Source organism: Sulfitobacter sp. UBA1132 (assembly GCF_002311545.1).
In the GTDB taxonomy this organism is placed as follows: Bacteria; Pseudomonadota; Alphaproteobacteria; order Rhodobacterales; family Rhodobacteraceae; genus Sulfitobacter; species Sulfitobacter pontiacus.
In genome coordinates this window covers 1-24,305 of record NZ_DCAN01000016.1, presented here as the reverse complement: position 1 = coordinate 24,305, position 24,305 = coordinate 1, and the positions used below count along the sequence as shown (strand labels likewise).

Below are 24,305 nucleotides of genomic sequence, written 5' to 3'. Positions count from 1 at the left end.
CGATCAAGGCGCGCTTTTTTTATGCTTGCAGTATCGCGTCCGGCGTCAGCTTTGGATCTGACGCAACAGGCTCGACCTGGTAAAGCCCACACGTATCATGTCCGTGTCGCTTTTCAGCATCGGCATCTTGATCTGGATCGTCCGCGGCTGCGCGCCAAAGGCCACGTTCATCCGGATGGTGGCCACGAATTTGCCTTGCGTCGACGGGCGCACGTCTTCGATCATACCCACGACCTCGCGGTCGGTGGTCATGACCGTAGCGCCCAATGCCGCCGTGATCGGGACAGAGGCCGCGGCGCGGGTCACATCGCCGCTGACACTGCGCGATACCGCGGCAGTCGTGCTGCCGGTCGTTCCGCTGTTGTCGGTCGTCGTGCCGCCACCGCTGTTGGACCCGCCAGTGCTGCCGACACCCACGCCAACGCCCGCGACGGAACCCCCGCCAACCGAGGCCCCGACACCAGCGCCCACGCCGCCGACAGAGGCGCCAGCGCCCGCATCAGCAACCGAACCGCCACCGACAGAGGCTCCCGCCCCCGCGCCGACGCTGCCTGCGCCCACACCAACACCGACATCCGCGGCGGACCCGTGGCCGACACTGGCCCCTACGCCCGCGCCAATACCGCCCACGCTGGCACCGACGCCGACATCCAGCGCAAAGGCCGACGTGGCGATGAATACCGTTGCAACCGAAGTTGCGGCGTTTTTAAGAAACATACTCGTCATGGTCATTCTCCTTTTGAAAAGGAACGGCGCAAGCAAAGCCCCCACTTTCTGCGCCACCGTTCTGAGGTAGTACAATTCAAGGTAGAACCACTCCGATCCCAAGCAAGGAAACAGACTGTTTACGGAACGCCACTGTGCAACCGGGCAACAGCCCTTTGCCGCGTGGAAAACCCGCGGCGCGGAGCTAACCTATTCGGGAGAAATGAAGATTACGTACGACCATAGCGCGAAATTCTAACAGGCGACTCACGCCGCAACACGTCCTGTCCAGCGAAAAACGCAGGTCACAAGGGCGACGATACGCTGGCGCGCCACCCATCAAAGGGCCTTATTCTAAACGCTCATCGCCTCGGTCGGCATGCTGACGGTGCCGCCCCCGACCGCAGCCCGCACCCCAGTGGTGCCGGGGCAAGAGGTCGGCAGCCCGCGCGCCACCCGCACGGCAAGATATCCGAAGGCTTGCGCCTCCAGCATATCACCGTCGAGCCCGATCTCTTCAATCGGCATGACCGGACAATCCAGACTGACACTGAGCATCTTCATCAACACAGGGTTGTGCCGCCCGCCCCCGGTGACCAACACACGATCGGGCAAACGCGGACAATGCTGCATTGCTTCGGCCACGCCAGCGGCACACATGGCCGTCAGCGTCGCGGCGGCATCTGCGTCCGACAGTTCGGTCACCAGCGCGACCATCTCGTCAAAATCGTTCCGGTCCAGCGACTTGGGGGGCATCCGTGCGAAATAGGGCTCGGCCAGAAACAGCTCAAGCGCGCCGGCCTCGACCTGCCCACGCGACGCGGTCTTGCCGCCCTCGTCAAAGGGCAGCCCCAGACGCGCCTGCATCAGATCGTTGATGGGCGCATTGGCGGGCCCCGTGTCGAAAGCCAGCAGCGCCCCCTCCGCCTCGGGCAAGGGGATCGCCGGATCCACCCAGGTCAGGTTCCCCACCCCGCCAAGATTCAAAAAGGCCACCGGCCCCGTCAGCCCGGCATAGCGGGCGCAGGCGTGGTGAAAGAACGGGGCCAGCGGTGCGCCCTCTCCGCCCAGATGTACATCGGCGCTGCGGAAATCCCACACGACGGGCAGCCCCAGATGATCCGCCAGCGCTGCACCGTCGCCCACCTGCAACGTCCCCTGCATGCGCGGCGCATGGGCCAGCGTCTGTCCGTGAAAGCCGATCAGATCGACATCGGTATACGCCCCAAGGGCATCGATATGCGCCGCCTCGACCACCTGCGTCGCCGCCGCCACCTCTGGCCCTGACCATTTGCCGAAACCGGCCGCGATGGTGCGGCGCTCCTCGGCTGAATAGCTGCGGTAGCTCGATGTGCCGAAGCCTATGATATCGCGGCCGTCCGTCTCGATCACCGCAACGTCCACACCGTCGAGCGAAGTGCCGCTCATCGCGCCTGCGGCCCGCAGCGGGCCTGTTTTCGCGATCCGTGTCGGGGTTCTTGCCCCTTGGGCCTTATTCATGGCCTTTTCCTTTGTCTGCTCAGCACCTATAGAGTGCACCACCACCCAAGCTGAGGGCAAGCACCATGACATACCACCCCAAATCCGATTTCATCCGCATCATGATGGAGCGCGGCTTTCTCGCCGATTGTACGGACTATCAGGGCCTTGATGACGCGCTGATCAACGGGGCTGTGCCTGCCTATATCGGCTATGACGCGACAGCGAAATCCCTTCATGTGGGGCATCTGATGAATATCATGGTGCTGCGTTGGTTGCAGAAATGCGGCGGCAAACCGATCACCCTAATGGGCGGCGGCACCACCAAAGTGGGCGACCCGTCCTTCCGGTCGGATGAACGCCCCCTGCTCGACAATGCCGCCATCGACGCCAATATCGCCGGCATGCAGCAGGTGTTCGAGAAATACCTGTCCTACGGTGACGGCGACAGTGACGCGATCATGCTGAACAATGCCGAATGGCTGGACAATCTGAACTACCTCGAATTCCTGCGCGACATCGGGCGGCATTTCAGCGTGAACCGGATGCTGTCGTTCGAAAGCGTCAAATCCCGTCTTGATCGGGAACAGTCGCTGTCCTTCCTCGAATTCAACTACATGATCCTGCAGGCCTATGACTTCCTTGAACTCAACCGCCGCTATGGCTGTTTGCTGCAGATGGGCGGCTCGGATCAATGGGGTAATATCGTCAACGGGATCGACCTGACCCGCCGCGTGCTGGATCAAGAGATTTTCGGCCTCACCACGCCTTTGCTCACCACCAGCGACGGCCGCAAAATGGGCAAATCCCAAGGCGGCGCGATCTGGCTGAACGGGGACATGCTGTCGCCTTACGAGTTCTGGCAGTTCTGGCGCAACACCACCGATGCGGATACGGGCAAGTTTCTCAAGATCTTCACCGAACTACCGGTCGAGGAATGCGACCGTCTGGGCGCGCTGGAAGGCTCCGACATCAACGCGGCCAAGATCATTCTGGCGAATGAGGTCACGACCCTGCTGCACGGTGCCGAAGCCGCAAAGAATGCCGAAGCCACGGCACGCGAAGTGTTCGAAAAAGGCGGTGTCGGCGATGACCTACCCACCCTGACGCTCAGCGCGGCGGATATCGGCGACGGCATTTCTATCGTGCAGTTGATCGTGAAATCCGGTCTGGCCGGTTCGGGCAAAGAGGCAAAGCGTCTGATCACCGAAAACGGTGCCCGCTATAATGACGAACCGCTGACAGACGCAGGCCTGATGGTCGATGCTGCCACGCTGGCCACACCGATCAAGCTTAGCGCGGGCAAGAAACGCCACGCGCTGGTACAACTGGGCTAAGTCTCCCGCAGAATGAGAGGGGGCGGGTCGCCCTGCCCCCTTCAGCTTTCGGCTTTTTCTTCCAGCATCAGCCACTCGGCCTCTGCGTCCTGCAGCTTTTCATTCCGCTCGACCAAGGCATCGGTCGCTTTCTGGAATTTCACCGGATTGTCGGAATAGAGCGTCGGGTCGCTCATCAACTCTTCCAGTTTCGCGATTTCAGCTTCCAGACGCGCAATCTCGGCGGGCAGCGCCTCAAGCCGGTGCTTTTCGGTAAAGCTCAGGCCCGATTGCTGCGCCGCTTTGGGCTTTTCGGATTTCGCCCCGGGCTTTGATTTGACAACAACGCTTTGGTCAAAATCATCCTGCTGGCGCTGTGCCAGATAATCCGTCCAACCGCCCGCATAGACAGTCGCCTTGCCGTCACCCTCCATCGCGATGGTGGTCGCGGCAACACGGTCAAGGAAGTCACGGTCGTGGCTGACCAGCAGCACGGTGCCGTCATAGGTCGACAGCAGCTCCTGCATCAGATCAAGGGTTTCGACGTCCAGATCGTTGGTCGGTTCGTCAAGCACCAAGAGGTTGCTGGAGCGCGCCATGATCTTGGCCAGCAGCAACCGCGCCTTTTCGCCCCCCGACAAGGACCGCACGGGCGCACGGGCCTGCCCCTCGTCGAAGAGGAATTCTTTCAGGTACCCAACCACGTGTTTCGGCTGCCCGCGCACCAGAATCTGGTCCGCCTTGCCCGATACACGCATTTCCGGATCCCCGGTCAGACTGTCCCACAGCGACATATCGCCATCAAGCTGCGCGCGCGCCTGGTCGAACAGCGCGATCTCAAGGTTGGTACCCTGTTTGATCTCGCCTCCGTCGGGCTGTTCTTTCCCGATCAGCATATTCAGCAACGTCGTCTTGCCCACACCATTCGGCCCGACCAAGGCGATCCGATCCCCCCGCTGGATGGTGATGTCAAAGGGGCGTAGAATCGTCTTGTCGCCAAAGGCTTTGGTGATGCCCATAGCCTCGACCACCTTGCGGCCCGACTTCGGACCCGCTTCCAGCGCCATGGCGGCGGTGCCCTGACGTTTGATCTGGCTGGCGCGTTCGGCCCGCAGGTCTTGCAGGGCACGCACACGGCCCTGGTTGCGCTTGCGCCGCGCCGAAATGCCTTCGACAGCCCACCGTGCCTCCGCCTTGATCTTGCGGTTCAGCTTGTGGCGCTGCATGTCCTCTTCTTCCCACATCTGGTCGCGCCAGGCTTCAAACCCGCCAAAGCCGATGTCCTGCCGACGCACAACACCGCGGTCGACCCAGAGCGTCGCACGGGTCAACTCGCGCAGGAACGCCCTATCGTGAGAGATAATCACAAAAGCGGCCCGCGTCGCTTTCAGCTCGTCTTCAAGCCAGCGGATCGCTTCGATATCCAGGTGGTTCGTCGGCTCGTCCAGCAACATCAGCTCGGGCTCAGAGGCCATCAGACGCGCCAATGCCGCGCGGCGACGTTCCCCCCCGGATGCGGTGCTGACAGGGCGCGCGGGGTCGAACTTCAGCCCCTCTCCGGCGCGTTCGACCTTGTACATCTCGGACGGGTCCAGTCCATGGGCCGCGAAGTCGCCCAAAGTCTCGAAACCGGTCAGATCCGGGTCTTGCTCCATATAGCCTACCGAAACGCCGGGCCCGACGATCACGTCGCCGCTGTCGGCCTCGACCAATCCGGCCATAACCTTCATCAAAGTGGATTTACCTGACCCGTTCCGGCCCACCAGCGCCAGTCGGTCGCCGGATTGAACCACAAGGGACATGTCTTCGAATACGGGATCTCCGCCGAATGTCAGCGAGATCTCGTTAACTTGTAAAAGGGGTGCGCGTGCCATGACAGCCAGCTAGCGCCGCGCCGCGTCAGCGTCAATGACCCCTCTTCCAAATGGGCTAAAATCCTCGCCGAAGGCATGAAACTCTTAGGCGGCACCGCGCAGCAGGCGCTTACGCCCCTCGGGGATCGCCGCGATTTCAAGGCCGGTAAATACATGCAGCGTGTTCATCTGGTGGTCGATCACCGCATGATCGCTCACCCAGCCCCCCATCATCAGATAGCTCCGCAGCAGCGGCGGCAGCATTTGTAGCGCGGCTTTCTCGGCCGGTTTATCCAACGTCCGTTCCACAAAGCCCACCGTATCGGGGGCCTTGACCTGCGGCTGCCAGTGCAGTGGCGCAAGGTGGCGGCTGTGCAAAAGCGCCATGACATCGCTATAGGGTGCCGGATCGGTACCCTTGAAGGAGGTGCACCCAAAGAGCAACGCGACCCTATGGGCGTCCACAAACTGCGCCAGCGCGGCCCAGGCCATGCGCACGACATCCGGGTCTGTGACCCCCGGGGCCAGACAGAACCGCCCCAGCTCCATCATCGTGCCGGGGAAATATGATAGCTTGGTCAGATCGTAGAATTGCGCGGCATAGCTTTGATCCAGCGACGCGCCCTCCATCAGCCCGATCCGATAGCAGCACAGCAGGTCACCGCTGCCTTGATGCCGCACGAGTATATGATGCTTTTGCGCATCAAACCCGTCGATATCGCGCGACTGAACCAGCCCAAAGGCCCGCGCGCGCAAGGCTTGCGCGGCGTCGATATCCTCAGGCGTGGTGGCACAATAGGCGCGGTACGGACCGCGTAAAAGCGGCTTGATCACAGCACCCTGTGGCACCGTCACGGGCCTGCCCTAGCCAGCCAGCGCCGCAGGGTTGAAGCGGCCAATGTTGCCCAGAAGCTGGCGAATAAAGGATTTATCCGAGATCGGCGAACTGGTGACGCGGCGGTCAAGGGTGACGACATTGCCACGCTCCAGCCCGAAACGTTCGACGTTCTGCACCACCCCGTTGCTGTCAAAGCTGACAGCGACAACTTCGCGCTCTGTCTCGCGCGGGGCCATGAACCACATCGCCTGACGGCGCGACCGCACATAGTAATACCCCGAATTGGTCAGCAACCCTGCCGACGCGGGCACGCCCACGGTTTCGGCCACGGTGTCGCGAGTGTCCTGGCCCACGGTGATCTTCTCAAGATCCTCTTGCGGCGGGATATAGCCGTGGTTGGAGTATTGCGGGGAGCAGGCCCCAAGCGTCAGACCAGCAGCGAGAACTGTGGCGGTCAGCAGTGTCTTTTTGACATGGCGGTCGATACGCATTCTTGGTGCCCTCTTGCCCTTGGGGATCATGGCTTTTATCTCGCATACACTAAGCACGCCCCATGGTTCAAGAAACGAAAGTACCCCTAACATGTCTCGCACGCCCCCAAGCCCCACAGCATTGCGCGTCGCAGAGCTGTCGCAGAATGCGCAAACCCCTTTCTCCCTGCGTCCCGACGCCGACAGCTTGCGGATGATCGCAGAAGAACTTGATCTTTCAGCCTTACGTAAACTTTCATTCGAAGGGCGTCTCAAGGCGCTTGGTCGCAGCGATTGGGAACTCAAGGCGCGTCTGGGGGCCACTGTGGTGCAGCCCTGCGTGGTGACACTGGAGCCGGTCCAGACTCGGATCGACGTCGATGTCACACGGCTTTTCGTGCAGGATTACGAAGAACCCGAGGAAGCCGAGGTCGAGATGCCCGAGGATGATCGCACCGAACCGCTTGGCGCGTGGATTGATCCCGCGGCCATCATGATCGAAGCGCTGGCGCTTGAGATTCCCGAATATCCCCGCGCCGACGGGGCCGAACTGGGGCAAGCGGTCTATACCAAACCCGGCGACACCCCGATGACCGACGAAGACGCCCGCCCCTTTGCGGGGCTGGCCGGCCTCAAGAACCAGCTTAAGGACGATACCACCGAATAACCCTGCCGGTTTGGGTGAAAAAAGGGTTGCTTCGGCGGGTTTTCGCAGTATTTTGCGCCCTTCACCCCAATTAAGGTTGGACATCGGATAGGCTTCGGCCTAAACGCACGTCACGCCCAAACCGGGAGTTGATCTGAAACACGGTCGTCTTTGGCAGGAAGCCGATGAACGACCCCGAAGGCAAAGGCACCAGACATGGCTGTCCAACAGAATAAAGTTTCCAAATCGCGTCGCAACAACCGCCGCGCACACGATTCGCTGACTGCAGCGAACCCGAACGAATGCTCCAACTGTGGTGAGCTGAAGCGCCCGCACCACGTTTGCGCAGCATGCGGTCACTATGACGACAACGAAGTTGTTTCTCTGAACGAAGAGATCGACCTCGACGAAGACGCGGCGTAAGCTCGTCACGTCAACCGCAGTTCATAAGAGGCATCGCACCAGATGACGGCCACGTCCGATCAGCCTAGCGCGAGAACTCAGCGCACCCTTATCTCAGTTGATGCGATGGGGGGCGATCAGGGCCCGGCAATCGTTGTTGCCGGGTGCTCTGCGTCCGCGCTAAAGAATCCCGATATCAGCTTTATCCTGCACGGCCCTGCCGAAACGCTGGAACCGCTGGTGGCAAAGCGGCCCGAACTGAAAGGGCGCTGCACCATTCGGGATGCCCAAGGGGTTGTCACAATGGATGACAAGCCCAGTAATGTCGTGCGCAATGGCAAGGGCACATCGATGTGGTCCGCCATCGAATCCGTGCGCGACAACGAAGCCTCGGTCGCGGTCAGCTGCGGGAACACCGGCGCGCTGATGGCGCTGTCGATGATCCGCCTGAAAAAGCTGCCGGGTGTGAACCGTCCTGCCATCGCTGTGCTGTATCCCTCCACCAACCCTCAGGGCTTTAACGTTCTGCTGGATGTGGGTGCGGATGTGCGTGCGGATGCCGATGACCTGTTGCGCTATGCGCTGATGGGCAAATCCTACGCCCGCAACGGCATGGACATCGAACGCCCGCGCATCGGGTTGCTGAATGTCGGCACCGAAGAACACAAAGGCCGGACCGAACTGAAAGAAGCCCACGAGTTGATTCGCGACGCCGCGGATGACGCGGGTTTTGAATTTGTCGGTTTCGTCGAAGGCGGCGATATCTCGGGTGATGTCGCAGATGTGATCGTCACCGATGGATTTACAGGTAATATTGCGATCAAGACCGGTGAAGGCACCGCGACGCTGATCGGCAATGGCCTGCGCCAAGCGTTCAAGAATTCGATCTGGTCCCGCGCGGCATCGCTGCTGGCCTATACCTCGCTGCGCCGCGTCAGCAAACGGTTTGACCCGCGCCGTGTGAACGGCGGTGTGTTTTTGGGGTTGAACGGCACGGTCGTTAAATCCCACGGTGCCGCTGACGCGACGGGGGTTTCCTCGGCGATCAAACTGGCCGCGCGATTAGCGGAAAGTGAATTTACAAATCGGTTGGCTGCGCGTGTTGCCGCAGCAAAGCCGACGAAAGAGACCGAAGAATGACAAAAAGAGCCGTCGTAATTGGTGCCGGACACTACCTTCCGGAACGCATTGTCGAAAACGCAGAGTTTGAAGGCAAGATCGACACCAGTGACGAATGGATCCGGTCACGCTCTGGCATTGAACGGCGTCACTTTGTCGGCGAAGGCGAAACCACGTCGACCATGGCCACCGCTGCCGCCAAGGCCGCGTTGGCCGACGCGGGCAAGACAGCCGCCGATGTGGATGCGGTGATTGTCGCCACCTCTACCCCCGATCTGACTTTCCCCTCCGCCGCAACGATGGTGCAGGCGCAGCTAGAGATGGAGCGCGGCTTTGCCTTTGATGTACAGGCCGTGTGCGCGGGCTTTGTCTATGCGCTGGCCAATGCCAACGCGCTGATCGTCTCGGGTCAGGCTGACCGCGTGCTGGTCATCGGCTCCGAGACGTTCTCGAAAATCATGGACTGGACCGACCGCAGCACCAGCGTGTTGTTTGGGGACGGTGCTGGCGCGATCCTGCTTGAAGCGCAAGACGGCGACGGCACGGCAGCCGACCGCGGTATCCTCTCCACCGATCTGAATTCGGACGGGCGCTACAAAGACTTGCTGTATGTCGACGGTGGCATCAGCACGGGCACGACCGGCTATCTGCGCATGCAGGGGAATCAGGTCTTCCGTCACGCGGTCGAAAAGCTCGCCGCGTCGGCAAACACAGCGATGGACCGTGCCGGTGTCAGCGCCGAGGACGTCGACTGGATCGTCCCGCATCAGGCGAATATCCGTATTATTCAAGGCACTGCCAAAAAGCTGAACCTGTCGATGGATAACGTCGTCGTGACGGTTCAGGACCACGGCAACACCTCTGCCGCGTCGATTCCGCTGGCCCTTTCCGTCGGGCAAGAGCGCGGCCAGATCAAGAAAGGCGACCTGCTGGTCACCGAGGCGATCGGCGGCGGGCTGGCCTGGGGCGCGATCGTTCTGCGCTGGTAAGCGGCTTTTCTTCGCGCGAACAGCACGTTACGCCCCATAGTTGTTGACTTGCGGAAAAATCACAGCCTATGCTGCTTAAAACACATGGGGGGAAGATATGGCCGACAAAACGTTGACCCGGATGGATTTGAGCGAAGCAGTCTTTCGTGAAGTAGGTCTTTCCCGCAATGAAAGCGCACAGCTGGTCGAAGCGGTGCTTGAACATATGTCCGACGCGCTGGTCAAAGGCGAACAGGTCAAGATTTCATCTTTCGGTACTTTCTCGGTGCGCGACAAGTCGGCCCGCGTGGGCCGGAACCCCAAAACCGGCGAAGAGGTCCCGATTAACCCGCGCCGCGTGCTCACATTCCGCCCGTCCCATCTGATGAAGGACCGGGTTGCAGACGGGAACAAGCGATAACCTAATGCCCAAGTCTCCGGACGCATTCAGAACCATCTCCGAAGTTGCAGAATGGCTTGAAATTCAGGCACATGTCCTGCGTTTCTGGGAAAGCAAGTTCACGCAAGTCAAACCGATCAAACGCGCAGGCGGGCGGCGATATTATCGCCCCAACGATATGTTGCTGCTTGGCGGTATCAAACGCTTGCTGCATGAAGACGGGCTGACGATCAAAGGTGTCCAGAAGGTATTGCGTGAAGAAGGCATGGGCCATGTCGCAGCCCTGTCCGCGCCTCTTGACGGGGTCACGCAGGATGATCTGGATGCTGGTGGCGACACCATCGACATGACCCCCGCGCCGATGCAAGAAGACGCAGAACAGACCCACGAGGGTGTTGTTCTCCCGTTCGAGCAACGCGGGAGCAAAGCGGCCAAGCCAGCCCCTGTCGAAGCGCCCGAAACACACGTAGAAGCCGTTTCCGCGCCCGAGATGTCGGCCGAGGATACCCCACCCCTGCCTACCGACGAACCGACCCTCGACGCAACAGAGCCGGAGCCGGAGGAGACAACCGTCACCCCCGCCGATAGCTCTGCGGAGGACGGTGCCACCCTGCCCGGCTTCCTGCGCCACCCGATGACCGACGCGCCGGTCCCGCCAAGCGATAACACGCCGGACGAAGCCCCTGACGCTACGCAAACACGCGCCCCGGATCAGGACGCGCCCGCGCCGACCATCGACAGCACGCCAGAGGCAGCGCCGGAAGACAGCACCGCCGAAACGCTGGAGGCGGAAACGCGGGACGTCGAAGCCCCAGAGATCAACGAGGCACCGAAAGCCCCTATTGTTGCAGGCCCCAAGCCGCGTGTGATCGATCTGCCGCCTCTGACGGCAGAAGAAGACTTCCCCGCCAAACCCTCTGTGCTTTCTGCTGCACTGCTGTGCCGCGATCTGCCCGAGGATTCGGCCCGCGATATCGCGCCTTTGCTGAGCCGTTTGGGCGAACTGCGCGATTCCATTCGGGCCGATGTGGTCCGCGGCACAAAAGTCTAAGCCGCGCGTGCGATTTGCGACAATTCCCCCTTGCACGCACGGTTTTATCAGGTATGAAACGCCTCATGTCGGGCTATGGCGCAGCCTGGTAGCGCGTCCGTCTGGGGGACGGAAGGTCGCAGGTTCGAGTCCTGCTAGCCCGACCAACCGACATACAACAAACGCCCGTACCCTAATGGGTGCGGGTGTTTGCATTTGAAAGGCCCGGATATGATCGGCGTAGTTCCCAACCAGCATATCACCGACATGATCGCTTCGGGTCAGATCATCGGCACACCGCCTGTCGACAGTGCCCAGATCCAGCCTGCGAGCCTAGATCTTCGTCTAGGAACAGTGGCTTACCGCGTGCGTGCGTCTTTTCTTGCGGGGCATGGGGCCAAGGTCGCCGACCGTCTGGAAGAGTTCGAGATGCACCGCGTCGACCTGACGAATGGGGCGGTGCTGGAAAAGGGCTGCGTCTACGTTGTCCCGCTGATGGAAAGCCTCGCCCTGCCCCAAGGCACCTCCGCGGCGGCCAATGCCAAAAGCTCCACCGGGCGGCTGGACCTACTCACGCGCACCATCACCGACGGCGGGACCGAGTTTGATCGCATCGCGCCGGGCTATACCGGCCCGCTTTACGCAGAGATTTGTCCGCGCTCTTTCTCGGTGCTCGTACGTCCGGGCATGCGGCTGAACCAGATCCGTTTTTCCACCGGTGCCGCCACGCTTGACGATGAAGCGCTGCGCGCATTGCACGCCGACAGCCCGCTGGTGGATGGCGAGGCCGTGATCGATGATGGTCTGGGATTCTCGGTCGATCTGCGCTTGCCTGACACCACGCTGGTTGGCTACCGCGCCAAGCCGCATACGGGTGTTATCGATCTGGACAAGATCGGCCATTATGACCCCGCGCAATACTGGGAAGAGGTGCACAGCGACAACGGTCAGATCATCCTCGACCCCGGTGCGTTCTACATTCTGGTCAGCCGCGAAGCCGTGACCATCCCGCCCGAATACGCCGCAGAGATGGCCCCCTATCTGGCGATGGTGGGCGAATTCCGCGTGCATTACGCAGGTTTCTTTGACCCCGGTTTCGGCCATGCCTCTGCAGGGGGTGCGGGATCACGGGGCGTGCTTGAAGTGCGCTGCCACGAGGCCCCTTTCGTGCTGGAGCATGGTCAGGTTGTCGGACGGTTGGTCTATGAGAAAATGACCGACATCCCGACCCAGCTTTACGGGTCGGGCATCGCGTCGAACTATCAGGGTCAGGGCCTCAAGCTCAGCAAGCATTTCAGCGCGCCGCGTTAAACTTCGCAGCGTCTGATCACGCGGGTTAGAAACGCGTCAGCTTGCGCATATTCTTGACCATATTGCGCGCCTGTTTGCCCTGCTCGCGGCTGCTTCTGTCACGACGGGCCATTTCCTCGGCGCTTGGTTGGACAGGATTGCCGTCACGGTCCACCGACGCCCGACGCCCCTTGCCCAGCTTTGACGCCTGATCAAAGCCGATATCAACGCCTTTGTTGATCAAACGCCCCATCACGCGACGCATAATCATATTAATTATCTGGTTCATGTCCTGACCTCTTTACCGCGCGTTAAACTGTGTCTGAGGCTAATATAACACCTATTGCGGCGATTTTCAGGCCACCTGCGGGATTAATCCTCGAACAGCTCGCTCTGGCCCTCGGTCGCTTCTGGCTCTTCCTCGCTGTCGACACCCGGCATCTCGCCAAAGGCGGGGCGGCTTTCCAGCAATCCGGCAGAGCGGAGCTCTTTCAACCCCGGCAGGTCGCGGGGGCTTTCCAGACCGAAGTGGGCCAGAAATTCCTGTGTCACGACAAAGGTCACCGGACGACCGGGGGTCATTTTGCGACGGCCAAAGCGAATCCAGTCCAGCTCAAGCAGCTGATCCAGCGTGCCGCGCGATACGGATACGCCGCGGATCTCTTCGATCTCGGCGCGGGTGGCGGGCTGGTGGTAGGCGATGATCGCCAAGGTCTCGATCGCGGCGCGCGACAGTTTGCGCGTCTCGACCGTTTCGTGCTGCATGAGATACCCCAGATCCGCCGCCGTGCGCATGGCGTAGGCATCCCCGATGCGGCACAGCTCGACACCGCGGCCGGTGTAGCGTTTGCGCAGATGCACCATCGCTTCGGCAGGGTCACAGCCATGCGGCAGACGCGCCGCGATCTCGCGCAGGGTCATCGGCTCTGCGGTGGCGAAAAGGATCGCTTCGATCATGCGCTCCTGTTCGGCCAATGGCGGGGCCTCGAACAGGCTTTCTTCTGTGTGTTCAACGGGTTCGGCCACGTCAGATATCCTTCTTGCGCAACTGGATCGGGGCAAACACGCCCTCTTGACGAATTTCCAGATGCCCTTCCTTTACCAATTCAAGCGACGCCGCAAACGTCGATGCCGTGGCCGAGCGGCGCATTGCCGGTTCTTCGCCCCATCCGTCAGGCATGTAGCTGGTCAGGTCAGACCAGTCGCCAGAAAACCCAATCAAGCCGCGCATGCGCTCCAGTGCCTGCTCCATCGTAAAGACCTTGTCACGATCCATCACGAAGGGGCGGAAATCGTCGCGGGTGCGGATACGCGCGTAGCCCTGCATCAGGTCCAGCAAGGTCGCGGTATAGGTCACGCGGCGGGTCTGGCGCATTTCCTGGGTCTGGCCGCGGGCAAAGAAGTCGCGCCCCAATTGGTCACGGGCCATCAACTGAGCCGCCACGTCGCGCATCGCTTGCAGACGTTCCAGCTGGAACGCCAGATGCGCGGCCAGTTCCTCGCCCGAGGGGCCATCGTCCTGCGGATCAGGCGGCAGCAGCAGGCGGGATTTCAGAAAGGCGAGCCACGCAGCCATGACCAGATAATCCGCCGCAAGCTCCAGCCGCAGCGCCTTGGCCTTGTCCACGAACATCAGATATTGGCGTGCCAGTTGCAGCACCGAGATTTTGCGCAGGTCGACCTTCTGGGTGCGGCTGAGGGTCAGCAACAGGTCCAACGGGCCCTCGAACCCGTCGACATCCACGATCAGCGCCTCGGCCGCGAGCCGTTCAGCAACTTTCGTTTGCCCGTCTTCCAACTGCGTTTCAGCCATATACCGCCCCGCCCAAAAGCCTGTCGAGCTTTGCAGTCAGGGCAGGAATGTCAACATCATCAGGGGTCCGGCGCATGGCAAGGGCGCGCACGGCCCGTGTTTGCGCGGCCTCAGACATCTCTCCGGCAGCATCGGCAACGCGGGTGCGATCCTCAAGCGTGGCGTTGCAGTACAACACCACGTCACAGCCTGCTGCCAAGGCACCGGCGGCGATGGCATCCACCTCGCCCGTCAATGCTTTCATCGAAATGTCATCCGTCATGATCAGGTTATCAAAGCCGATATCCTCGCGGATCAGCCGCATCATCACCGGCGACAGCGTGGCAGGGCGCGGATCAATCGCGTCATAGACCAGATGCGCCGTCATCCCCATCGGCAGGTCGTTCAACGCCTTGAACGGGGCGAAATCATGGGTGTCCAACGCGGCACGCGGCGCGTCAACCTGCGGCAAGTCAAAATGACTATCCATCGTGGCGCGCCCATGTCCGGGCATATGTTTGACCACGGGCAAGACGCCCCCCGCCAACATGCCGTCTGCCGCCGCACGGCCCAAAGCCGCCACCGCATCGGGCGTCGTGCCGTAACAGCGGTTGCGCAGGAATGTGTGGGTTTCCGCCCCGGCGACATCGACCATCGGCGCGCAATTGCTGTCGATGCCCACGCGGTGCAGCTCGTCCGCGATCAGACGAAAGCGCAGATACATCGCCTCTGCCGCGTTGGGGCCTGCTGCCTGCACGAAGTCCAGCGGTGCCGTCCAGTCGCGCCAATGCGGTGCGCGCAACCGCTGCACCCGCCCGCCTTCTTGATCCACGGTGATAACAGCCTCGTGGCCCGCCGCCTCGCGCAATTCATCACACAGCGCGCGGACCTGATCCGGCGTGTCGATATTGCGCGCAAAGAGAATGAACCCAAAGGGCTTTACGGCGCGAAACAACGCCTGTTCCTGCGCCGTCAGCCGAAGCCCCGACGCGTCCAGTATCGTCGCCCCGTATCGCATCAGCGTGTAACGACGGGAATGCAGTCGGTGTTTTCAGCAACCAGCGCCGAACAGAAGCGTCGCGCATCCGCGATGTCCGAGAACCCATGCGCACGCAGACGGTAGAAAGTGCGCCCGCCGCTGCTGGCCTCTTGGATGATGCGGTCCTTGCCTTCCATATAGGCCCCGAAACGCGCGTTCAGACGGACCCATTGCGCCCGTGCGATCTGAGGTGAATCGAATGCGCCAAGCTGCACCAGACGCGTCCCTGTCGGCAGGCTGTCGGGCGAAAGCTCTTTCACTTCGGCGGCGGCAACCGGTGCGGGTTCAAACGACGCTTTGGTCGCCACGGCACGGCCACCGGGGCGCGTTTGAGGACGCAAGGATGCGCGCACGCCCGGCTCTTCGCCCATGGCAACGGCCACCGCGTTCGACACCGCCATCTCAAGCGGGTCGACATCCATCGTGGCACTTGCGTTCATCGGCTCTGGCAGGGCGGTGCCGTCTTCTTCGTCTTCCAGTGGTTCCACCCCATCGGTGAGAGAGGCGACAAGATCGTCCACATCGCCGTTTTTCAACGCCTCTGCCACGTCAGCCGCAGGCGATGATTGCGTTGGTGCCTGTTGCGCAGGTGCAACCATCGCGACGGGAATGGGCTGGTCTTCTTCTTCCAGATCCAGTGGCTTCGGGGCCAAAATCAGCTGTTCCGCGAATTGGTTCGCCGTCCCTTCAGAGGCCACAGCATTGACCGACAGACCCTGATTATCCGCCAGTTGGCCGCCCGGATTTTCGGGCCGCACGCGCATATCGCCCTGGGCCGCACGCACCACCGGAATGCCGGTAACATCGCGCACCAGCAGCTTGTAGCCCCAGACCCCGATGCCGACGATCAAGGTGATGGAAAGCGCCGCGCCCGCGAAATTTGCAAACTTGGTCAAGGGCTTGGCCGCAACTTGCGGTGCCATCCCTGCGTCATGTTCAAAGGAGTACCCCCCACCCTGGGAGGAGGACGTGTAATCTGCCATTTCTGCCTCACTGCCCGCGTCAGATATCACCCGCGCGGGTCTGTTTTTTGAACCTGCCTGACCAGCAATGGTGCGTTATCGCATCTCTTCCGCTGGCTTGACCCCAAGAATACCAAGACCTGACGCAATTACAATCGCTGCGGCTTGGGCCAGCGCGATTTTTGACTGGGACATGGCCACATCATCCTGCAGGAAACGCAGTTCAGGCACGTCGTTGCCGCGGTTCCACAGCCCGTGGAAATCGCCCGCCAGCTCGTAGAGATAAAACGCGATCCGGTGCGGTTCGTTGCTGCGCGCCGCGGTCTCTACCATCCGGGGCCATTCGGCCAGCTTTTGCGCCAGTTTCAACTCTGCTTCGTGGTCAAGCTGGCTCAGGTCGGCACGCTGCAAGGTTTCCATATCCGTGGCAACACCCGCCTCTGCCGCCTTGCGCAGGACAGAGTGCACACGCGCATGGGCATATTGCACGTAGAACACCGGATTCTCGCGCGACTGTTCCAGCACCTTGGCAAAGTCAAAGTCCAGCATCGCGTCATTCTTGCGGGTCAGCATGACAAAACGCGTCACATCAGGGCCTACCTGATCAACCACATCACGCAGGGTGACGAATGTCCCTGCCCGTTTGGACATCTTGAATTCCTTGCCGTTCTTGAACAGCTTGACCAGCTGCGTCAGCTTGATGTCGAGCGGCACCGCCCCCTCGGACAGCGCCGAAACAGCGGCTTTCATCCGTTTGACATATCCGCCGTGATCCGCGCCAAAGACGTCGATCAGCATGTCAAAGCCACGCTGCACCTTGTCGTAGTGATACGCAATATCGGGCGCGAAATAGGTCCAGCCGCCGTCGGACTTCATCACCGGACGGTCAACGTCATCGCCATGGGCGGTGGATTTGAACAGGGTCTGCTCGCGCGGCTCCCAGTCCTCGGGCTTCTTGCCTTTTGGCGGCTCAAGCACGCCCTCATAGATCAGCCCTTTGGCTTTCAGGTCATCAATCGCGGATTCGATCCGGCCCGTGCCATAAAGCGATTTTTCGGAATAAAAGACATCCATCTCCACCCCGAGAGAGGCGAGATCATCGCGGATCAGCTTCATCATCTCGTCGGTGGCAAAGTTGCGCACCTCTTCAAGCCAGACGGATTCATCGGCGTCGATATAGGCGTCGCCCACCTTGTCTTTCAGCGCGGCCCCCACATCAATCAGATAGTCGCCGGGGTATGTGCCTTCGGGAAAGGCGACCTCTTGGCCATGCGCCTCGAGATAGCGCAGATAAACAGAGCGCGCCAAGACATCGACCTGCGCGCCGCCGTCGTTAATGTAATATTCACGCGTGACATCGAAACCCGCGAAATCCAGCAAGGACGCCAGCGCATCGCCAAAGACCGCACCGCGGGTGTGCCCTACATGCAGCGGCCCCGTCGGGTTGGCCGAGACATATTCGACGTTGACCCGTTTGCCCTGCCCCAGATCGCCGCGGCCAAAGTCTGTGCCCTGCCCCAGAACGGCACCGACAACGCCCTGCCAAACCGCAGCACTCAGCCGCAGGTTCAAGAACCCCGGGCCCGCCACATCCGCCGCCGTGATCCGTGGATCCTCGGCCAGTTTTTCGGCCAGTTTCTCGGCGATATCGCGCGGTTTCATACGGGCCGGTTTCGCCAGCACCATCGCGGCATTGGTCGCCATATCCCCATGCGCCGCATCACGCGGCGGCTCTACGGTGATGGCGTCAAAGCTCAGCCCCTCGGGCAGAAACCCGTCGGCAACCAGCGTATCAAGGGTGGACAGCACGAGGCTGCGGATATCGGCAAATAGGTTCATAACGGGGTTCCTTCGACTTGGCCCCGTGTATCACCTGAATATGCGCCCATAATCAAGGGCGGTTCAGCCTTTAACGATCAACCGCTCATGTTCCTGCAAGGCAAAGCGATCTGTCATCCCCGAGATATAGTCGCTGACGATCCGCGCAAGCGCCGTATCGCCGTCCGCGTCCTCTACATCCTTGCGCCATTGCTTGGGCAATTGGTCCGTATGCGCGCAGAAATAGGGGAACAGATCCTCGACCACCTGCGTGACCTGCTTGCGCATGATCACCACGGATGGCGCGCGATACATGCGGTCGAACAGAAAGGCGCGGATGACCTTGAGATCCTGGAAAACCGGATCGGAGAACTGGATCAACGTGCGCCCGGCCATGCGAATATCGGTGGCGGTTTCGGGCTTCATCTCGGCCAGACGGTGCCGCGCGACGCTGATCACGTCCTCCACCAGTACGCCAAAGAAACGGCGCAGCGCTTCGTGACGGCGGCGATAGTAGTTCAGACCGGGATACAGCCTGTCCACTTCGGCGAAATTCTGCTTCAGGATCGGCAGTTCGGCCAGCTCGTCCGTCGAGAACAGCTCGGCCCGCAAACCGTCATGCAGGTCGTGGTGGTTATAGGCCACATCATCGGCAATCGCCGCCACCTGCGCCTCGGCACTGGCGAATGTCTCCAGCTCAAGATCATGCTGACGCTCATAGGCCGCAAGTGCCCACGGCAGCTCTCCCGTCACCGGCCCGTTATGTTTGGCCAACCCCTCCAGCGTGTCCCAAGTCAGGTTCAGCCCGTCGAAATCCGCGTAATGCCGCTCCAGATGGGTGACGATGCGGATGGCTTGGGCGTTGTGGTCAAACCCGCCATAGGGGGCCATCAAGGCTTCCAGCGCGTCCTCGCCCGTGTGACCAAAGGGCGGATGCCCCAGATCATGGGCCAGGGCGACCGCCTCTGTCAGCTCGGCATTCAGACCCAAGGCACCAGCGATCGTGCGCGCCACTTGCGCCACCTCGATCGAATGGGTCAGCCGCGTGCGATAGTAATCGCCCTCATGTTCGATAAAGACCTGCGTCTTGTGCTTGAGCCGCCGGAAGGCGCTGGCGTGGATGATCCGGTCGCGGTCCCGCTGAAAGCAGGAACGAAAGGTGCTTTCCTCTTCCGGTATCAACCGTCCCCGGGTCAACGCCGGATCAGAGGCAAAAGAAGCGCGCATAGTCGGTGGTCCTTGTGGCCTGTCCTGCGGGTTTCTATATTGTAAGACAACACAGATGGAAACCGATCACACCGGAGCCCGAAAATGAACCTGCCCCCCCAAGTTACCCCGCGCGCCTTTGACCGCCTTGCCGAAATCGGTGCCGCCGCAGAGGGCAAAGCCCTGCGCGTCGCCGTAGAGGGCGGCGGCTGCTCCGGATTTCAGTACGACATCGCGCTGGATGATCCCAAAGACGATGACCTGATCCTTGAAGGGGCCGGCCAGAAAGTTGTGGTCGACAGCATCTCCCTGCCCTTTCTTGCCAATGCCGTCATCGACTTTTCCGAGGAATTGATCGGCGCGCGTTTCGTGATCGAAAACCCCAATGCCACCAGCGCCTGCGGCTGCGGCACGTCTTTCTCGATGTAACGCCCGCCCGATACACGCGCCCGCTTCATTTTGCCAAAGTAAACTCCCGCCGGAGGCTGGCCTCATGCCCGCATGAGGCCATTCTAGTGCCGTAGCTGCACCATAGAAGCCACGGCCGGGATCGGTGCCCGCGCAAACCGCGCGAAAAACGCTTCAAATTGCGGGCAGGACGCCTCTGCCTCGGTCAGTATCTCTTGCGCCTCAGGGTCCAGAGCCCTCATGACCCGTCCACGCATAAGCGACCACTGCGCTTGCCGCGTCTCTCCCATGTCAAAAAGCGCCGCCGATAGCGCCTGCAGCGCCCCGTTTGGCGGGGTATAGCGGATGGCCACAGCCCCTTGTGGCACCGGTTGGCAGAATGCCGCCCCTCCGGACATGTGCGCGGCCCAGCCGGTCACCAGATAGGCGTGATACCCGTCCACCGGTCCGCCCCCCTGCTGCGGTACGATCCGGCAGGCACGCGCAGCGGACTGAACCGCATCCTCCCACAGTGCAGGTGCCGCAGCGCCTGCAAACCGTAGCGCGGCACAAATCTCGGCCAGCAGATCCATATCCTGATCAAGATACGCCAGAATACCGGCAAAATTCAGGCTTCTGATCGCTGTCGCCGGCAGTTGGGGGTCGCTCTGGCCGTAGTCTGACAGATAGAAAACGATATGTGCCAGCTCATAGGATGCTTTCTTGTTGGGCAGCGCAAAGGTTTCGGATCGCGTGAAAAACCGGCGCAAGCGTGACTGCAGCGCGTCATCGCGCGGCACGGACATCCGACGCGCCAGTAGGCGCTGCGCTTCGGCGCGTTGCAGGTCAGACAGCTCCCCATCCGTCAGCCGCATACGGGCGACCCAATGCACCAGCCGCTCCCCCGCGTCGCCGGGCAAGCCCAGATCCTCAAGGTCCAGCGCGAGGGACAGGAAAAAGCGGTAGTACTGCGGAAAAAAGCGGATCGTCTCTTCGATGTGGTCATAGAAGGATGCATAGGGCACCAGAGCGTCTGGCGGGACAGGCATGTCCGCGCTTGCCAGAATCCCCAACCATTCCGCGTTTTCCTTCAACCAGAACACATCCCCCGCACGGCGTCGCTGTACCGCAAACATACGGCTGATCGCGGCGGTATCGGCGTGTTTGCGACCGCTATTGCGCGCACGCACGGATGACAGCGGTATAACATTCGACATAGGCCCCCCTTCGGCAAGAAACCCCTGCGCCGGTTCAAGCGCAGGGTGTGTTTGGATTAGCAGCCGGTGGTAAACAAACCGGTAAGCTCCCCAGTCGCCATGCCGCCTGCCTGCGGTCCCGACTGTAGCCCTGTGGTGAACAGCCCGGTGCCGTGGCCGCAATGGGGGTCTTGCCCTGCACGGATACAGCCGGTGGTATAAAACCCTGTCCCCGCCCCCTGATGGAGCGATGCCGCCCCGGCGTGAACATTCGGGAAAGCAGTTTCGACGTAGGCAATAGCGGTCATGAGTTTTCCTTTTTGACGTGATTTTGAAATCGGCAACTAAACCTCAAGCTGCACTCTCTTCATCAATCACCACCTAAGGGCTTTGACCTAGGCGACAAAAAGATCGCATTTTAACGATGTAAATCATCCACATGCGCTGCGTCTTTGATCCGGTTGAAACCACGCGGCGATGCCGTGTTCTCCACAATAGCGACAATTGTAACGGAACGCAGGCAAAGCGCCCCGCGGCGGCGTGGGCACTGTCGGCTCTCCTTCGAATCGCGGGCGAAACATGCCCAAACCGGTGCAGCCCCCTTGCCCCATATTGCGGTATGCGCGATAGCTGCGGGGACCAATGCAGGGGGCCGCCATGAAAATCGCCACGTTCAACATCAACGGGATCAAAGCGCGGATCGACGCCCTGCCCCAATGGCTCGACGAAGCGCAGCCCGACGTCGCCATTCTGCAAGAGATCAAATCCGTCGACGAAGGCTTCCCGCGCGAGCTGTTCGAGGATCGCGGCTATAACGTCGAGACCCACGGGCAGAAATCATTTAACGGCGTCGCGATCCTGTCAAAGCTCCCGCTTGAGGATGTGACCCGTGGCCTGCCCGGGGACGACAGCGACGAACAGGCGCGCTATATCGAGGCAACGGTCGTGGGCGATCATTCTTCGGTTCGGCTTTGTGGGTTGTATCTGCCCAACGGCAACCCCGCGCCGGGCCCGAAGTACGATTACAAACTGGCGTGGATGCAGCGTCTTGAAGACCGTGCGCGCGCACTCTTGGCCGAGGAAACACCGTTTCTGCTGACGGGCGACTTCAACATCATTCCCCAAGCCGAAGACGCGGCAACGCCAGATGCCTGGCGTGAAGATGCGCTGTTTCGTCCTGAATCCCGCGCCGCCTGGCGACGTCTGCTGGCCCTTGGCCTGACAGAGGCGTTCCGCGCACGGACCCAAGGGCCGGGGCATTACAGCTTTTGGGATTATCAAGCAGGCGCGTGGAACCGCAACAACGGCATCCGTATCGACCATTTCCTGCTGAGCCCTGCCATCGCGGACAGCCTGCGCGACTGCCAGATCGACAAGGATGTACGCGGACGCGAGAAACCCTCCGATCACGTGCCCGTCTGGGTGGAGCTTGACCTCTAACGCGGACGCACAAGCGCGGCCCTAGATCACGCCTGAAGCTCGGCGTCCCAATAAAGAAAATCCATCCAGCTATCATGCAGGTAGTTGGGCGGGAATTTCCGGCCCATATTGCGCAGATCCTCGGCTTGCGGCTGACGCGGCGGTTTGCGCAACTGGAATCCGGTCTGGTGCAGCGCCTTGGACCCTTTTTTCAGATTGCACGGGCTACACGCCGCAACAACGTTCTGCCAGCTTGTGATACCGCCCGCGGCACGGGGCACCACGTGGTCAAAGGTCAGATCCCCCCGTGCACCGCAGTACTGGCAGCAGAATTCGTCCCTCAGAAATAAATTAAAGCGCGTGAAGGCCACGCGCTTTTGAGGTTTGACATAATCTTTGAGAACGACCACCGACGGGATGCGAATTTGCATCGACGGGCTGTGAACATAGTCGTCATATTCAGCGACGATATCCACCCGATCCAGCCATTTGGCCTTCACCGCTTCCTGCCAGGGCCACAGCGACAGCGGATAGTAGGACAAGGGCCTGTAATCCGCGTTCAGCACAAGGGCCGGTTTGTTTTTCAGCCCTGCCGGGCTTCGGGTGAATTCAGTTCTAAAGTCGCCGTCCATTGTTCGATAGCCCCTTGCCGTTCCGCGTCCGGTCCAGCGGGACAGCCCCGCTGATGCTTTCGACTATATCTCGTGGTTTGCGTCTGACAAGTCGCAAACGGGTACAAGATGTCGCAGAATGCGTAAGCTGATTACGTAACAGGCATGTGACGGAAACGGCCAATCCGGCCGGGGCCTTCCTGCGGGTCGCGCATGCGCCCGCAGGGGATGGGATCAAAGACCCAGTTTGTCGCGCATAAAGGCCAGCGCCACGCTCAGCCCGTCGGGGGCGATTCCGTGGCCTGTCCCCTTCATGATATGGGCGAAAACGTCCGTCCATCCGGCCTCTTGCAAGGTTTCGGCGGCCTGCGGCAGGGATTGCGGCGGGACAACATCGTCGGCGTCGCCGTGCACCAGCAAGACCGGAGGGCGCACGACCGCTTCGTCTTTCAGGCTCTCGGGCGACAGCAAGCGCCCCGAAAACGCGACAACACCGGCCACGGCATCTTCGCGGCGCGGCGCGACATGCAGCGCCATCATCGTACCTTGGGAAAAGCCAAACAGCACGACCTGTTCGGGCAGCAGATCTTCGTCCACCATCAGCGCATCGAGAAAGGCGTTCAGGTCATCGACCGCCTGCATCATCCCGCGTTCGGCTTCTTCCTCAGAGGAGTTATCGATCCAGGGGATCGGGAACCACTGGAACCCCATGGGCGCACCGGCACAGGCTTCGGGCGCATCGGGGGCCACGAACAGCGTGTCGGGCAGATGTTCCCCCAACGGGTCGGCAAGCCCCAGCAGATCGGCACCATTCGCGCCATAGCCATGCAGGAACACGACGGCAGACCGCGTTTCCCCCGAGACCGGTTCGCGGCGCTCTGCGTTTAGTACTCGTGTCATGAAATCCCTTCCCGTTGTTTTGCCACGCGGTAGTACGAAAACAGGATGCGGGCTGCAACCGATCGCCAGGGCGACCAGTCCTGCGCCATCTCCGCAAGCTGCTTCGGCTTTGGTCGCTGGGGCAGATCAAACAGGATTTTTGCGGCCTCTTGCAAGGCCAGATCGCCCTGCGGCAGGATATCGGCGCGGCCCAGCGAAAACATCGCATAGATCTGCGCCGTCCACAGCCCGACACCGGGCACCGCGGTCAGCGTCTCGATCACGACCGCACCCGGTGCCTCCCGCAAGGCGGTATAGTCGATCCCAGCCTCAGCCAACGCCAACGCATAGCGGATTTTCTGGCGGCTGAGCCCCGCCGCGCGCAGGGCCTCCTCGCCCGCGGTGAGTATCGCAGTCTCATGGGTCAGTCCCGCCGCATCCATCTTGGCACGCATGGCATTGGCCGACGCGACAGAGACT

General features: G+C 61.1%; 27 protein-coding genes and 1 tRNA gene. 11 read left to right on the top strand and 17 right to left on the bottom strand.

Features of this window, described 5'->3' with window-relative positions; translation table 11 throughout:
* Positions 1–45 precede the first annotated feature (45 nt).
* Positions 46–726, bottom strand: coding sequence for a hypothetical protein (locus tag B4F27_RS12165; RefSeq protein WP_074634828.1), 681 nt, complete (start codon positions 724–726; stop codon positions 46–48).
* A gap of 333 nt (positions 727–1,059) precedes the next feature.
* A complete protein-coding gene (locus tag B4F27_RS12160; protein ID WP_286759793.1) occupies positions 1,060–2,205 on the bottom strand; it encodes an anhydro-N-acetylmuramic acid kinase in 1,146 nt (381 codons plus the stop codon).
* Positions 2,206–2,270: 65 nt separating this feature from the next.
* Between B4F27_RS12160 and tyrS the strand changes: the two genes are divergently transcribed.
* Entirely contained in the window at positions 2,271–3,521 is a 1,251-nt protein-coding gene (gene tyrS / locus B4F27_RS12155) for a tyrosine--tRNA ligase (RefSeq protein WP_074634826.1), read from the top strand.
* Between the two features lie 41 nt (positions 3,522–3,562).
* On the opposite strand, the gene B4F27_RS12150 is transcribed toward tyrS, so the two are convergent.
* The 3 genes from B4F27_RS12150 to B4F27_RS12140 all read right to left on the bottom strand — a co-directional run bounded on the left by B4F27_RS12150 (position 3,563) and on the right by B4F27_RS12140 (position 6,682).
* Positions 3,563–5,374 (bottom strand): ABC-F family ATP-binding cassette domain-containing protein, encoded by a 1,812-nt coding sequence (locus tag B4F27_RS12150; RefSeq protein ID WP_074634825.1) that lies wholly within the window; start codon positions 5,372–5,374, stop codon positions 3,563–3,565.
* Positions 5,375–5,458: 84 nt separating this feature from the next.
* Complete coding sequence (locus tag B4F27_RS12145) at positions 5,459–6,208, bottom strand: GNAT family N-acetyltransferase (protein WP_286759792.1); 750 nt, start codon at positions 6,206–6,208, stop codon at positions 5,459–5,461.
* Between the two features lie 9 nt (positions 6,209–6,217).
* Entirely contained in the window at positions 6,218–6,682 is a 465-nt protein-coding gene (locus B4F27_RS12140; RefSeq protein WP_005853789.1) for an outer membrane protein assembly factor BamE, read from the bottom strand.
* Positions 6,683–6,773: 91 nt separating this feature from the next.
* Here B4F27_RS12140 and B4F27_RS12135 point away from each other — a divergent pair, with 91 nt between their 5' ends.
* The 8 genes from B4F27_RS12135 to B4F27_RS12100 all read left to right on the top strand — a co-directional run bounded on the left by B4F27_RS12135 (position 6,774) and on the right by B4F27_RS12100 (position 12,537).
* Positions 6,774–7,328 (top strand): YceD family protein, encoded by a 555-nt coding sequence (locus B4F27_RS12135; protein ID WP_074634824.1) that lies wholly within the window; start codon positions 6,774–6,776, stop codon positions 7,326–7,328.
* A 195-nt stretch (positions 7,329–7,523) separates the two neighbouring features.
* Complete coding sequence (gene rpmF / locus B4F27_RS12130; protein ID WP_005853791.1) at positions 7,524–7,730, top strand: 50S ribosomal protein L32; 207 nt, start codon at positions 7,524–7,526, stop codon at positions 7,728–7,730.
* Positions 7,731–7,772: 42 nt separating this feature from the next.
* A complete protein-coding gene (gene plsX, locus B4F27_RS12125; RefSeq protein WP_037953718.1) occupies positions 7,773–8,849 on the top strand; it encodes a phosphate acyltransferase PlsX in 1,077 nt (358 codons plus the stop codon).
* On the top strand, positions 8,846–9,817 hold the full coding sequence (locus B4F27_RS12120) for a beta-ketoacyl-ACP synthase III (protein WP_037944395.1): 972 nt from the start codon (positions 8,846–8,848) through the stop codon (positions 9,815–9,817). Before plsX ends, B4F27_RS12120 begins: the two co-directional genes overlap by 4 nt.
* A 97-nt stretch (positions 9,818–9,914) precedes the next feature.
* The gene (ihfA, locus tag B4F27_RS12115; protein ID WP_005853794.1) at positions 9,915–10,217 is read left to right on the top strand and encodes an integration host factor subunit alpha; all 303 of its coding nucleotides are present in this window, start codon (positions 9,915–9,917) and stop codon (positions 10,215–10,217) included.
* A 4-nt stretch (positions 10,218–10,221) separates the two neighbouring features.
* Positions 10,222–11,247 (top strand): MerR family transcriptional regulator, encoded by a 1,026-nt coding sequence (locus B4F27_RS12110; RefSeq protein ID WP_286759791.1) that lies wholly within the window; start codon positions 10,222–10,224, stop codon positions 11,245–11,247.
* 69 nt (positions 11,248–11,316) lie between these two features.
* Positions 11,317–11,393: transfer RNA gene (locus tag B4F27_RS12105), tRNA-Pro, on the top strand.
* 64 nt (positions 11,394–11,457) lie between these two features.
* Entirely contained in the window at positions 11,458–12,537 is a 1,080-nt protein-coding gene (locus tag B4F27_RS12100; RefSeq protein ID WP_064216849.1) for a 2'-deoxycytidine 5'-triphosphate deaminase, read from the top strand.
* A gap of 25 nt (positions 12,538–12,562) precedes the next feature.
* Here B4F27_RS12100 and B4F27_RS12095 read toward each other — a convergent pair whose 3' ends face one another.
* From B4F27_RS12095 to B4F27_RS12065, 7 genes are all read right to left on the bottom strand, one after another.
* Positions 12,563–12,805, bottom strand: coding sequence for a hypothetical protein (locus B4F27_RS12095; RefSeq protein ID WP_037953720.1), 243 nt, complete (start codon positions 12,803–12,805; stop codon positions 12,563–12,565).
* A gap of 83 nt (positions 12,806–12,888) precedes the next feature.
* Entirely contained in the window at positions 12,889–13,542 is a 654-nt protein-coding gene (scpB, locus tag B4F27_RS12090) for an SMC-Scp complex subunit ScpB (RefSeq protein WP_074634821.1), read from the bottom strand.
* 1 nt (position 13,543) lies between these two features.
* Entirely contained in the window at positions 13,544–14,329 is a 786-nt protein-coding gene (locus B4F27_RS12085; RefSeq protein ID WP_005853799.1) for a segregation and condensation protein A, read from the bottom strand.
* Positions 14,322–15,326: a beta-N-acetylhexosaminidase gene (gene nagZ, locus B4F27_RS12080; protein ID WP_286759790.1), complete on the bottom strand. Its 1,005-nt coding sequence runs from the start codon at positions 15,324–15,326 to the stop codon at positions 14,322–14,324. Before nagZ ends, B4F27_RS12085 begins: the two co-directional genes overlap by 8 nt.
* On the bottom strand, positions 15,326–16,270 hold the full coding sequence (locus B4F27_RS12075; RefSeq protein WP_005853801.1) for an SPOR domain-containing protein: 945 nt from the start codon (positions 16,268–16,270) through the stop codon (positions 15,326–15,328). The genes nagZ and B4F27_RS12075 overlap by 1 nt, the downstream gene beginning before the upstream one ends.
* Before the next feature lie 135 nt (positions 16,271–16,405).
* Positions 16,406–18,148 (bottom strand): arginine--tRNA ligase, encoded by a 1,743-nt coding sequence (argS, locus tag B4F27_RS12070; RefSeq protein WP_286759789.1) that lies wholly within the window; start codon positions 18,146–18,148, stop codon positions 16,406–16,408.
* A gap of 63 nt (positions 18,149–18,211) precedes the next feature.
* Complete coding sequence (locus B4F27_RS12065) at positions 18,212–19,354, bottom strand: deoxyguanosinetriphosphate triphosphohydrolase (protein WP_005853804.1); 1,143 nt, start codon at positions 19,352–19,354, stop codon at positions 18,212–18,214.
* A gap of 84 nt (positions 19,355–19,438) precedes the next feature.
* Here B4F27_RS12065 and B4F27_RS12060 point away from each other — a divergent pair, with 84 nt between their 5' ends.
* Positions 19,439–19,762 carry a HesB/IscA family protein gene (locus B4F27_RS12060; protein WP_009824761.1) on the top strand — a complete coding sequence of 108 codons (324 nt, stop codon included), beginning with the start codon at positions 19,439–19,441 and terminating at the stop codon, positions 19,760–19,762.
* An 83-nt stretch (positions 19,763–19,845) separates the two neighbouring features.
* Here the strand turns inward: B4F27_RS12060 and B4F27_RS12055 are convergent, their stop codons facing one another.
* Together B4F27_RS12055 and B4F27_RS12050 are read right to left on the bottom strand one after the other, a co-directional pair.
* Entirely contained in the window at positions 19,846–20,937 is a 1,092-nt protein-coding gene (locus B4F27_RS12055; protein ID WP_286759788.1) for a DUF6902 family protein, read from the bottom strand.
* A 56-nt stretch (positions 20,938–20,993) separates the two neighbouring features.
* Complete coding sequence (locus B4F27_RS12050; RefSeq protein WP_074634815.1) at positions 20,994–21,224, bottom strand: hypothetical protein; 231 nt, start codon at positions 21,222–21,224, stop codon at positions 20,994–20,996.
* A 349-nt stretch (positions 21,225–21,573) separates the two neighbouring features.
* Between B4F27_RS12050 and xth the strand changes: the two genes are divergently transcribed.
* Positions 21,574–22,356 carry an exodeoxyribonuclease III gene (gene xth, locus B4F27_RS12045; protein ID WP_037944404.1) on the top strand — a complete coding sequence of 261 codons (783 nt, stop codon included), beginning with the start codon at positions 21,574–21,576 and terminating at the stop codon, positions 22,354–22,356.
* A 26-nt stretch (positions 22,357–22,382) separates the two neighbouring features.
* Here xth and B4F27_RS12040 read toward each other — a convergent pair whose 3' ends face one another.
* The 3 genes from B4F27_RS12040 to B4F27_RS12030 form a co-directional block, all read right to left on the bottom strand.
* On the bottom strand, positions 22,383–22,967 hold the full coding sequence (locus B4F27_RS12040; RefSeq protein WP_005853809.1) for an HNH endonuclease: 585 nt from the start codon (positions 22,965–22,967) through the stop codon (positions 22,383–22,385).
* 213 nt (positions 22,968–23,180) lie between these two features.
* Positions 23,181–23,846 carry an alpha/beta hydrolase gene (locus B4F27_RS12035; protein ID WP_005853810.1) on the bottom strand — a complete coding sequence of 222 codons (666 nt, stop codon included), beginning with the start codon at positions 23,844–23,846 and terminating at the stop codon, positions 23,181–23,183.
* The coding region (locus B4F27_RS12030; protein WP_286759787.1) for a DNA-3-methyladenine glycosylase family protein at positions 23,843–24,305 on the bottom strand (463 nt) is incomplete at its 5' end. The genes B4F27_RS12030 and B4F27_RS12035, both read right to left, overlap by 4 nt.